Raw genomic sequence first — 12029 nt, forward strand, 5'->3', positions numbered from 1 at the left:
CCGCCCGTGACATATAGGTCGCCAGCTCCTCAAAGGGCACATTGTCCAGGAAGCGCACGTTACGCAGCCCGAGCTCCTCGGCCAGCCGGCGATCGGCTTCATAGGTGATGCCCCGACCGATGATCTGGAATGTGACACCTTCACCCCGGAGCAGATGGGCAGCCAGAAGAATGTACTTCACACCGTGAAAGGGTGCGTACTCGCCGTGAAAGTGGACGAGGAACTCCTCCGCTTCCTTCTCGACGGCTCGCGGCCGGATGACCTCTTCGTCGGTCGCCAGAAACACGCGGCGGAAGCGCTGCGGCGGAATCTTGAAGCGGCGCACGCAGCTGTCGATGTGGTCTTGGCTTTCCAACACCACCATGTCCGCCAGGCGCATGGAAAGCCGGTCGGCCAGTCCGAACAGCCAGGCGCGCAGGGTGCCCGGCGCAGCTACCCCTCGGTCAAACACCATCGTGTCGTAGGTGGTGATGTACATGTCGTACAGGATTGGCCCTTTGGCGAGCAGCCGCACCCACGGCAGCAGGAGCTGGCCGTAGAAACCGACCAAGACGAGGTCGTAAGGCTGGCGGTTGCGCAGCACGCGCCAGAGCAAGCCAGGATAATGCCGGAATGAGCGGTCAGGTGGGAAACAGGGGATCACCTCTACGCCGTTCATGCGCAGGGCCTTGAGCACATTGCGCGTACGGGAGTACCCTTCCTCTCTACCGGCGATGTAGAGAACCCTCATACGCCCGCAGCCTCACGCATCACCCAACCCTCCCTCACTTCCTGCCTGTGAGAATCAACTCTGCCTTCTTGATGCGGTAAAGCGCCTCCTCAATGAGCCTCCGGTTGGCTCCGATCAGGTCCGCCAACAAACCGATCATAAAGACCTGAAAGCCGACAATGATCAGAATGGCGGCCAAAATCAGGGATTGGATATGTCCGCCGCCTCTTCCCGCAAAGAGGTAGAAGTAGAGGAAGCGGATGCCGATGAGGACACCCACGCCGAAGATCGACGAGCCGATGTACATGAACATGCGCAAGGGCTCATACATGGTGTAGATGCGGAAGATAGTCCCAATCGACTTGCGCACGTAGGCCCAAATGCTGCGGAAAAGGCGCGACTCTCGCAGCGCGCTGTTGGTGCGCACCGGAACATGGGCAAGAGCGATGTTCTTCTTCCCCGCCTGAATAATGGTCTCCAGGGTATACGTAAAGTTGGAGATGACGTTAAGGCGCAAAGCCGCGTCCCTACTCATTGCCCTGAAGCCGCTGGTCGCGTCCGGTATATTGGTGCCGGAGACCTGTCGTACGACCCAGCTCCCCAGCAGCTGAAGCTTCTTCTTCACAAAAGGAACGTGTGCCAGACCGTTTATCCGGCGGTCGCCAATGACCATCTCCGCCTTACCCTCCAGGATGGGCCGAATGAGCGTCTCGATGTCGGCGGCGCAGTACTGGTTATCGGCATCGGTGTTGACGATGATGTCTGCCCCCAACTTGAGGCAGGCATCTAACCCCACCATGAACCCCTCGGCCAGGCCCTTGTTCTTGGTGAGTCGGACAATGTGGTTCACACCATGAGCCCGTGCCACCTCCACGGTGCGATCGGTACTGCCGTCGTCGATCACAAGCACCTCCACCTCATCTACGCCGGCCACCTGTTTGGGCAGGGCCTGCAAGGTGATAGGCAAGGTGTGCTCCTCATTGTAGCACGGGATCTGGATTATGAGCTTCACGCGTATCTCTCCCGCCGCTTACTCGATGATCTCGGCGATGTTATACTCCTTGATGTCCCTGGCGTGGGTGAAGATGATCATTTCGCCGATGAGGCCGATGGAAATCATCTGCAGACCGATGACCAAGAGCAAGGCACCGAGGAGAAGCAAAGGACGGCCAGCAATCGGCCCGATAGCCAACACACGGTAGACAAAAAGATAAAGCTCAATGAGTGCGCCCACGAGGGCAAAGATGCCGCCCATAAACCCCAAGAAGTGGAGCGGCTTTTTCGCATAATTGGTCAAAAACAGCACCGTGATAATGTCCAGAAGTCGGCGCACGTATTCTTCAGGGTAAATGGACTTGCGGAAGGTGCCGGGGAGCTGCTGTACCTTAGCTTCTGCCACCTTGTACCCTTGGCGGGCGGCCAGCACCGGCAAGAAATTGTGCATGTCACCGTACAGCGGAAGGTCGTCCAACACCTCTCGGCGCGTGGCGAACATGCCGCTATTGATATCGTGCAGCTGGAGGCCTGCCAGCCGATTTACCAGCTGGTTGAAGACAAAGGACACCACGCGGTTGATGCGGGAATCGCGCCTGGGGTGGCGCCAGGCCATGACCAAGTCCGCTCCCTCAGCCAGCTTCTCCACCAAGGCGCGTACACCGTGAGGATCGGTCAGCACCCGACCCGCCATGTAGACGATGGTCCGACCGCGCGCCACCTTTAGCCCTGCGTCAAAGGCCGAGCCCTCGCCAAATGTGGAACGCAGGCGCACCGCCTTCACCGAGCGATGGGATCGCGCCAAGAGCTCCGCCTGCGCATAGGTGGTGTCAGTGCTCCCATCGTCGACAAGGACAATTTCAAACGGACCGCCAAGCTCCTTGAGCACGGCCAGCAGGTCCGCACACAAAGAAGACAACAGGGAGGCATGGTTGCGAAGGGCCACAATCACCGAGATGGCAGGCACCCTCGTGCGTGCCTTCGGCGACGCCTCGTCCGCAAGACCCATAACCATCCCTTCCTCGAGCCCTTTCATCGTACACCTCCAAGGCGCGCGGCAGAGTCCACTTCAAAGAAGTAGTCGTCCCTGCGCCGCCCTGTCTCCACAATCAACTTGGCAACCAGGCCGAGAAAAAAGAACTGGAAGGCAGAGACAAGCAGCAGAAAAACAAGGGTGAGAAGCACGTTCAAAGAGTATACGTCTGCCTTCATGCCCAATAGGATCAGTGTGGCCACTCCTGCCGCCGCGGCAGCCAGAGCGAACGACACGCCAATGGTCCCAAAAAAACGCAGCGGGTTCCGCACGTGACGCATCAGCAGATGGAGTGTGAGTAGATCGAGAATAACCCGGAACGTGCGGCTGAGATTGTACTTGGACCTGCCAAAGCGACGCGGGTGATGGCGCACCACCAGCTCGGTAATATGTGCCCCTTCCATCTTGCTCAAGGCCGGAATGAAGCGATGCATTTCGCCGTAGAGGTGAATACGTCTAACAATTTCGCCCCGATATGCCTTCAGTGCACAGCCGGTGTCGTGGAGGAACACACCAGTTACTCGGCAGACCAGGCGGTTGGCGAGCATGGAGGGGATGCGCCTAATGAGGAAGCCGTCTTGCCGCTTCTTGCGCCATCCGCTCACCACGTCATACCCCTGTTCAAGGGTCTCGAGGAGTCGGGGGATGTCACGCGGGTCGTTCTGGAGATCGCCGTCCATGGTCACCACCACCTCACCTCGCGCGCGGGCAAAACCCGCAGCCAGTGCTGGGGATTGACCAAAGTTGGTACGCAGACGAATGACCACGATGTGATCGTACTGTGCCTGCACCTCACGGAGCACATCACTAGTGCCATCGGTGCTGCCATCATCAACAAGGATAATCTCATACCCCAGCCGCTCACGGCGCAACGTGGCCACAATCGCCTCAACCAAGGGACGCACGTTGTCCACTTCGTTATAGAGCGGTACCACCACCGAGACCTGCGGTCGGGGTGAGCCTTTACGTGTATGTCTCCTCTGCCTGTGCACGATGCCCTAGGCACTCGCTAGTCTTTTTGCTCCTCCCATCGGGACCCCGACGACCTGCCAGCACCGCCAATGGAACGAGTAGAGCAACTTCCAAAGTCACAGCCTTCAGATTGTGAAGGCTGAGCAGGCTAGGAAAAAATTCCGGCGTCGCTCCTTTGCGCCTCACATCCAACAGGATCGTCACCGGAAGGTGCACGTATCCATCCCAGAATGGCCACAGCAGCGGTTGGCCGAAGGGTGCGGCCGTGTCGGCGGTCAACGCATCCAGCCCAAGGTGTGCGCCCAGCAGGATACCGTTCAGCCCAATCCATTTCTTCAGCCCCAAGGGCCACACTCTATTCAGCAACGCCGCCAGGGCCACCGCTGCCCCCGCACAGAAGCTAAGGCTGTGGGTCATCTGGTGGTGGTAGCGATTGGCATCGCCGATGGCGAGCCCCAGGAGAAAGTCTGCGTCGGGAAGACTCGCCACCAGGATCAGGACCACCAGAAGACACCAACGCGCTCCACTGCACCGGCGGGAAGGCATGCGACGGTAGAGCGCGATGGCCACAAGCGAATGGGCAACAGGGCTCGGCATAGTGTGGCGGCGCTGGCCGCACTGTCATGGCGTGGCGGTTACGCCCGTCACGCGAGCTGGCGGCGTCAAATCGGCCATTCGTTCCTCAAGGCGGAGCAACACCACATACATGCTGCAGGAACCGGAACTCGTCCCGTTCGGTCCGAGCGTCACCTGCTCGCCCGCCTGGTATTGGCGCTTGCTCTGCCAGATGCGAAAATCGCTATTCCCGGTGTCGCTCACTTGCATGCTATCTCCCGTGCGCACGAAGCCATCGGCAAGCCACGCCGGGGGTGTCGCACGGCCATCATGCACCACATACACCCGGGTGCGCTCCCGCACCACAAAGCGCACCGACAGCGAAGGGTCCCCTTTGTCCGCGTTCCGAGTCTTGATCCATAGCAACCCCTCGTATGCTCGGGGCACATCTACTACTCGGTAGTCGCGGTCTACGTAGTAGGGCTCGCCTTCGCGGACGTAGGCTAGGCGATAAGTAGAAGGGGTCAAGTTTTCCACCAGGCCGCCGCTCGCTCCGGGTGTGACCTCCACGTAAGCAATCTCCATAGTGGTGGCGCCCCGGTCGTCGGTCACGTAGAGGCGCGGCTCATAGCCCATAGCCTGCTCATAGGTGTGAACCGGGTTGGCCTCTCGTGACGTCTTATCGTCCCCAAATTCCCAGTAGTAGGACACCACTTGCCCGTCTGGGTCGTAAGACCCGTCGCCCCGGAACTGCACTGTGAGCGGCACAGGCCCACTACGCGGCTCGGCGCTAATGCGCGCTACTGGCGGCTGGTTGAGCGTCATCCTCCCTTCGCCCAGTATGCGGTAGTAGAGCCCACCGCGCATGTCCTTCCATACCACAAAGACCCCATTCTGCAGAGCTACCGCATCGGCCTGACCGTGTCCCTGGTCTACGCTCACGCTTATGGGCTGAGGGGTACTCCACCCGCTCCCCGGGGCATACACGGTATACACCACTCTGCTCTCAGGCCGCATCTGTTCCCTGTCACCTTGCGAGCTCACCACGTACACCTTACCGGTGCCGTCCACCGCAATTTCCGGCTGGTGGTCCGGGCGTGCCGCTTCGTACTCCAAGGGCGTGCGTATCATCTCCCAGCGCCCGTCCTTGGCATAGATGACGCGCACCCACCCATCGTAGTACGCCACATAGGGCGATCCCAAGGGCGAAATGGTGAGATCGATCCCCTCGCCGACCTTTTTGTCGCCCCTCTCAATCGCGACCGGCACACTCCACGTTCCCCGGTCCCATGTAGTCATAAACAGATCGTAGCTTGTTCCGTTGTAGTCGTCCCAGCGCCAGACTACGTAGATGCGCCCCTGGCCATCGCGGGTGGCGGTAGGGTAACAGTGATTGCGATCACTGCCGTCCCCATAAAGCTTCTCCACCGGACCGAAGGAAGCAGCACCTGGAGCCTTGCGCCGCGCATGCACCTCGGCTAATTCCCCTGTGGTGTACCCCCGGTACACGACATATACCGTGCCATCATTGCTCACGACGATGTTGTTATCCCGACCGGCTCCAAGGTCAACGCGCTGGCTCCATTGCCTTCCCTGGCGCGTGCTGTAATGAAGACCGCCCACCGGGTCTCCCCACACCACATGGGGGTTGCCCAAACCGTCCACGTCGACGTCCGGAGCTTGGCGAAGGCTTGTGTCAGCCCCTCCGGAGTTCGGGATTCGCTCGTCGGGACTCCAACCGTTCTGGTCGTAAAACATATAGTGGACACCGTCGACGTTTGCGTAAACCAGGTGGACGCGTCCAAACCCATCCAAGGCAAGCGACGGGTACACCCCATCGACGCCAATCGGGAAGTCAGCCGTGGTGGCGTCACCTGCGATCAAGAGTTTGTCAATCCTCTTGCTTTGTCCGCTGTGCGATACGTCAAGCACCAGACGAAAACTCCCCGCCCTCGGGATTTGCACGCTCCCGCTCCGTCCTCCACCGAGGTCCATTGCCAGTTGTCCGCCAACTTCGGTGAGAAACCATTTGAAGGCTCCTGGGTCAGTTATGGGAGCGCCGGAAGGGTCATAGGCCTCACCTTCATAATCGATCGGCACGCCGGCCTGAACCAGACCACTTACGGGGCGCACGATCTGGGCAACTAGGGCTACGGATGCTTGCGCGATGAAGCGGAACATCCACCCATCGCCAGGGTCCCCACTGGTACCACTGCCCTGCACGCCGAAATGACAGGGCACATACTGAATCCACTCGCTGTGCCAAAACCAGTAGTTGCCGTTGTCCCGCTCCTGTAGCGCTTCGGCCATGATTGTGGCCTTCGTAGCCTCATCATAGACACCGTTGCTGCCACGATTCAGTTGCTCATTGTTGACCTGCGGCATGTTTCCAGACAGGTGTGGCTGCGGGTGCCCGTGAGTAAAAGCGACGTTCATGCCCGGGATGTTCAAGATTCCCTTGTCTGATATGGGGCTGATGCCGCACAGGCGCTCCGGGTCCACCTCGTGAACTAAGTCTACCAACACCTTCGCTTTGGCGATCAGCACCTCCTGCGAGACAGCAGCACGGTCCGGAAAGACCTCCGGGTACTGATACCCCGAGTGCCCAAATTCGTTGACAATATCCAAAAAAACGTGACGGTAGGGCCGCAGCCAGGCGGTCGCCTCTCGTACGGCGCGGTAGATGGCCTGGTCGCTGTCCCAGTGGTCGCGATCCAATCCCTGCGTCAGGGCTGCCTTCCGGCATTGGCGCTGGTAGAAGTAGCCGACGTTCACCACCATGTCTAGCTCCTTGGTCCGCTCCAGAATGCGCCGCAGCCGGCCCATATACTCGGGCTTTAGCGAGCCGTCGCTGTTGAAAGCGCTGTTGGAATACCACTTGCCGGTACTTGGGTCGCGCTCAAAGCCAGGGTGTCCCCCTTGCAGGTTGATGCCCACCGTGTTTACCCCGTGGCGCTTGTACTCGGGAAGCGCCTCGAGGAAGCGCGCGGTGGTCTCCTCATCCCACAGTGCGTTCACTGTCCGGACGCCCCACATATCGAAGCGCTTGCCATCTAAGTAGAACTTGGTCCCCTGCGTGCTAAGCACCTCCCCTGCGCAGACGGCAGGTACCCACGCGCCGAGCAGCGCCTCCAAGAAAATTCCCATGCAAATGGGCACAAGCAGGCGGCCCTCGAACACGGTGTTCCCTGCAAGACGTCGTTGTTTCATTGCTCCTACCTCCTAAGTCAGCTCCACATGACTCCGGCCAGGAACACTGACAAGAGGCGTACCAAGGCTCGTTAAGATTTCGTAACCGTCTATGCCCCGGAAACCATAGCGCTTGCCACCTTCCGGACTCTGAAAACCCAATTACAGGCGTGTATCAGGCTGCCCGTTCTCGTAATTGGGCTGGTCAGCGACGCAGGGCGTAGACCACGCCGCCCATGGCGCCGTACAGGAGGATCATCCCGAAGCCGATCCAGGTGAAGGCGATGGTCGTGGAAGGAGGGACTCCAAACGGACTAAGGAGGAAGACGAAGGCGTTCTCGCGGATGCCGATGCCATTGATGGAAATGGGGAGCATGGTGAGGAGAGTTGCCACAGGCACAACGAAGAAAAAGTGCCCGATCCCCAGGTTGATGCCCACAGCTTTGGCGATGAGGTAGAAGTGGAGGACGACGTTAGCCTGAAGAAGAAGAGAGTAGCCGATTCCCATGCCAAGGGCCGAGGTCTTGCCGCCAAAGGCACGGAATGCGGCAATCGATCGGCGCGCGAGCCCTGCTAGTCCCCGCTGCGCACCAGAAAGAGGTGGGTCTACCTCACCTCCTGCTTCCTTGCGCCCGGCAAAGATCCAGACCACGAGTGCTACCACTGCGACCAAGCCCAGGAGGATCCCCACGCGCAGCCAGGGCAGGGCCACCTCTCCTTTGGCGCCACCAACCACTACCAGAGCGGCAAACAGCACCAAAGCTAATACGCCAAGAAGTCGATCCACAAGAACCGCGGCAATCGGAGCCCCCTTGCGTCCGGACAGGCGCACCGTGTCGTACGCACGCACCGCATCGCCTCCTACGGTGCTGGGCAAGAAGTTACCGACGAAGATGGCCACACAGTAGGAAGCCAGGAGCGAACGGAAGGGCAGGTGGATTTCCAGAGCGCGGAGCAAGAACTGCCAGCGCAGCGTGCTAATGATGTAGCCCACAAAGAGGAGGGCAAAGGCCGCAGCGAGCGGCCCGGCTTCTGCCTGGCGCATGGCGCTCCAGATTTCCCTCACATTGGCGCGCAGAAAAAGGAGGCCAATGAGGAGGAGGCTCACCGCTGCTCTGAGCGCCAACAGCACCAGCCGTCGTCTGGCTCGGCGTGCCTCGTCCTCCTGGGCAACCGCACCTCCTTTCACGCACGCCTCCTCACCACCTTGGCTGGGACCCCGCCCACGATGCTCATCTTCGGCACATTGCGGTAGACCGCAGCGCCCGCAGCTACCACGCTGCCACTGCCAATCGTCACACCATCGAGCACCACCGCCTGGGCGCCGATCCACACGTTGTCTTCAACTACAATCCCGCCTTTAGAATAGGCCTCCTGCTGCATAATGGGGATGTCCACGCGATCGTAGCGATAGTTCCCCCCGCCAATGAGATAGCAGTAGGCAGCAATGGGGCAATCATTCCCGATGACCACGCTGCTTGCCCCCACCGAGTGAATCACACAGGCCACGCCCAGCGACACATTGTTGCCCACGCGAATTGTCCCGTCCTTGCAGCTCAACACCGAGTACCGACCCAGAATTACATTGTCGCCAATGGTAATGCCGGCGTTACCCTCCCCCTTGGCGTCCAGAACCACAAAGTCATCCACTACTACGTTGTCGCCCAAGTGGATCTTACTCCCGTGCCGGATCGTCACATGCTGGCCAAATATCGGGTTCCTGCCACAGCTACCCAGGAGCATGGGGTAACACTTCTTGCGCAACCAATAGCCGAAAGCGCCTGGCACCCAGCTGGTGAGGGTGATGATCAGCTCATACTTCAACAGGTCCAGGAAGCGCGTGCTGCCCAGCGCCAGCATCTGATAACGGCGGAGCGCCGACTGCGACTCGTCTGTTATGGCGCGATGCAGCTTCTGCTTAGGCATTTGACCGTCTCACCTCTTCACTGCCCGGATCAGCACTTCAGACGTCACCAGCTTACCATGCCGAAAAAAACCCCTCTCGCGCATCACTTCGGTGACCTCCTGAAAACCCGCAGCGCGCATGAAAGCGACGATCTCCGGTGTAGCGTAGTAGCGGACATGGTCGCGGCGAAAGCTTCGCTGCACAAAATCGTACAAAGCGATGGGCCAAAACGCCTCCCGACTGGTCTCTAACAAGAGAAACACTCCCCCAGGCCTGAGCACGCGGAGGATTTCCCGCAGCGAGGCCACAGGGTTCGGGTAATGATGGAATGAGCTGGAACAGATGACCACGTCGAAGGAGGCATCGGCGCAAGGAAGGTGCTCAGAGTCGGCTTGCACAAAGCCGATCTTGGCACTTGTGCAAAGGCGACGGGCCTGCCTCAGCATGACGCGGGAAATATCCACCCCGCAGGCAAAAGCGCGCGGCTCCTGGCGGGCAATGGTCCGCACTGCCCAACCGGTGCCACAGCCGAGGTCCAGGAGGCGCTGCCCAGGGTGTGGTGCCGCGGCGGCAATCACCATGGACTGAAAGTGGCGAAACCAACGGCTCATCCGCCCTTGCTCGTAGTGATCGGCCCAGCTATCGAAGTGGCGAGCCGCTGCGCGCTTCAGGGTCTGGGCCTCAGGCATCAGCGGGCACCTCCAACGGACGCTGGTTTCCTACAGCCACCCGCATAGCCTCCACCGTGGCCTTTACCCCTTCGTGGAATGTGTACTTGGGCGCAAAGCCCAGGACCTGGCGCGCCTTGCTGATGTCGAAGGCATTGTTGGTGGTGAAGAATTCCAGGCTGCGCCGCGAAAAAGGGGGCTCGCGATGAAGCGCTTTACCCGCCGCTTCTGCCAAGGAAGCCACCGCGTGCATCGGGGCCAGAGGGAGGCGTAGCTTGGGTTCAGGCACCCTCAGCACCTCGCACATGGCCGCCAGAAGCTCCGAGGTGGTAAGGGCCTGTTCATCCGCCACGATGAAGACCTCCCCCACGGCCTGGGCATTATGCGCTGCCAGTTCAAAGGCATCAAGCATGTCCTCGATGTAAACCGGGTGGCGAAGGTTGCGGCATGGGCCGAACTTGACAAAGCGCCCTTTGCCAAGCATGCGCAGGAGGCGCTCTGTGCGCCGACACCGCAGCCCGTACACCCAGGCCGGCCGCAGCACCACCACGGGCAGACCGTGATCACGGCCAAATTGCAGGGCCGCGCGCTCGCCCGCCAGCTTGGTCTCGCCGTAAATCGATTGCGGACGGCACTCAGTCTCCTCCGTAGCCGGCGGTCGTTCAATGTGTCCGTACACCCCCACGGTGCTGGTGTGGACAAAACGCTCCACCCCAGCGTCGCGGCTCCATTCCAACAACCGCTGCAGGCCATGGACGTTCACGGCCCAGTACTCGCTGTCGGGCAGGTGGCTTTGCAAGTGCGCGCTGGCCAAGTGAAACACAACATCGCAGCCAGACAGGGACCGCCGCATCAATGTTTCGTCGCGGAAATCCCCGGTGACCGCCTCCACACTCCCGTCAAACTCCGCCAGCTCCGGCGGAAAATGCAGGTCCAGCGCAACAACCTGGTGGCCTTTCTCAGCCAACCGCTCCACCAGATGACTGCCGATAAAACCTCCCGCTCCTGTGACCAGTGCCTTCATCGTCACCTCATTAACCTTGTACTTTCGGCTTGACCGCCCGCACCGCCACTGCATAATGCCCGCCCCAGAACAGCACGTGGTCAAGACGCGATATCAACCATAGCACCGGGTAGGCAAGACTGTACAGCTTGTAAGACAGACCGTGGGTCTTGAGCTCCTCCTGCGACGTGGGGGCGATCACGCCGTCCGGAACCTCCGATTTCTTCATCTTCAACACGTACGTCGCGTTGATCAGCAGCTCCAGCGACTCCATGAAAAAGCGCGAGTAACCCGCATGCTTCTCCACCACGAACCCCACTTGGCTTACGACTGCGGCCAACTCATCCGCGGTGTAACCAGGGCGCACGTGGCCATACTTGTCCGGGGTCATGCCTATGAACTTCTTGACCTTGTTGACCAAGAGCCGGCCGTCACCATTCGGCACGGTGACAATCGCCGTACCGCCCGGTTTGGTGACCCGATAGAGCTCGGCAAGAAAAGGGCCCTCTTGCTGGAGGTGTTCCAGGCAATCAATGGACACCACCACATCGAACGTATCGTCGGGAAAGGCGAAGTGGCGCTCGTCCAAGTGGAGGACTCGGGCGTGGAGAAGACTCATCATCACCGGCAAGTTCCTCCCCTCCAGGTCTGCCGATGTCCACCGCCCACCACGGGCGCGGAAGTAGTAGTTCAGCGATCCCGTGTTGTCCCCGCAGGTCACGTCCAGACAGCGCTGGTTGTCAAGCTCAGGAAGCATGCTGATGAGCGTACGCATCTTGGCGCGCTTTTTCAGCGAGCGCCGGAACATCTGCAACTGCCAGGCATCATTCTGCATCTTCTTCTCCTGCCACGAGAGCTCCCGCACACATGTTGGAGTTCACATTCTTCTTACGGCACAACCGGCACTTTTCCGGAAACCTCCAATCACATCGCGAAACAATGGGGGGGCGCCGTCCTCCGCCCTCACGTGAGCCGAACCGTGCTCCCTCTGGTGAGGAGAG

General features: G+C 60.0%; 11 protein-coding genes. All 11 read right to left on the minus strand.

Features of this window, described 5'->3' with window-relative positions; genetic code table 11:
- Window positions 1–730: hypothetical protein (locus ONB25_00005; GenBank protein MDZ7391270.1), on the minus strand; the 730-nt coding region annotated here is incomplete at its 3' end.
- Window positions 731–764: 34 nt separating this feature from the next.
- On the minus strand, window positions 765–1721 hold the full coding sequence (locus ONB25_00010; GenBank protein ID MDZ7391271.1) for a glycosyltransferase family 2 protein: 957 nt from the start codon (window positions 1719–1721) through the stop codon (window positions 765–767).
- An 18-nt stretch (window positions 1722–1739) separates the two neighbouring features.
- Window positions 1740–2738 (minus strand): glycosyltransferase, encoded by a 999-nt coding sequence (locus ONB25_00015; GenBank protein ID MDZ7391272.1) that lies wholly within the window; start codon window positions 2736–2738, stop codon window positions 1740–1742.
- A complete protein-coding gene (locus ONB25_00020; GenBank protein MDZ7391273.1) occupies window positions 2735–3673 on the minus strand; it encodes a glycosyltransferase family 2 protein in 939 nt (312 codons plus the stop codon). Before ONB25_00020 ends, ONB25_00015 begins: the two co-directional genes overlap by 4 nt.
- A gap of 25 nt (window positions 3674–3698) precedes the next feature.
- The gene (locus ONB25_00025) at window positions 3699–4304 is read right to left on the minus strand and encodes a metal-dependent hydrolase (protein MDZ7391274.1); all 606 of its coding nucleotides are present in this window, start codon (window positions 4302–4304) and stop codon (window positions 3699–3701) included.
- 24 nt (window positions 4305–4328) lie between these two features.
- The gene (locus ONB25_00030) at window positions 4329–7472 is read right to left on the minus strand and encodes a PKD domain-containing protein (GenBank protein MDZ7391275.1); all 3144 of its coding nucleotides are present in this window, start codon (window positions 7470–7472) and stop codon (window positions 4329–4331) included.
- Between the two features lie 184 nt (window positions 7473–7656).
- The gene (locus ONB25_00035) at window positions 7657–8640 is read right to left on the minus strand and encodes a flippase-like domain-containing protein (protein ID MDZ7391276.1); all 984 of its coding nucleotides are present in this window, start codon (window positions 8638–8640) and stop codon (window positions 7657–7659) included.
- Complete coding sequence (locus ONB25_00040) at window positions 8637–9377, minus strand: acyltransferase (GenBank protein MDZ7391277.1); 741 nt, start codon at window positions 9375–9377, stop codon at window positions 8637–8639. The genes ONB25_00035 and ONB25_00040 overlap by 4 nt, the downstream gene beginning before the upstream one ends.
- Before the next feature lie 9 nt (window positions 9378–9386).
- Window positions 9387–10046 carry a class I SAM-dependent methyltransferase gene (locus tag ONB25_00045; GenBank protein MDZ7391278.1) on the minus strand — a complete coding sequence of 220 codons (660 nt, stop codon included), beginning with the start codon at window positions 10044–10046 and terminating at the stop codon, window positions 9387–9389.
- Window positions 10039–11049 (minus strand): NAD(P)-dependent oxidoreductase, encoded by a 1011-nt coding sequence (locus ONB25_00050; GenBank protein MDZ7391279.1) that lies wholly within the window; start codon window positions 11047–11049, stop codon window positions 10039–10041. Before ONB25_00050 ends, ONB25_00045 begins: the two co-directional genes overlap by 8 nt.
- Before the next feature lie 10 nt (window positions 11050–11059).
- Entirely contained in the window at window positions 11060–11863 is an 804-nt protein-coding gene (locus ONB25_00055) for a class I SAM-dependent methyltransferase (GenBank protein MDZ7391280.1), read from the minus strand.
- Window positions 11864–12029 lie beyond the last annotated feature (166 nt).

It is taken from the genome of candidate division KSB1 bacterium, assembly GCA_034506335.1.
Lineage (GTDB): Bacteria > Zhuqueibacterota > Zhuqueibacteria > JANLFK01 > Oleimicrobiaceae > Oleimicrobium.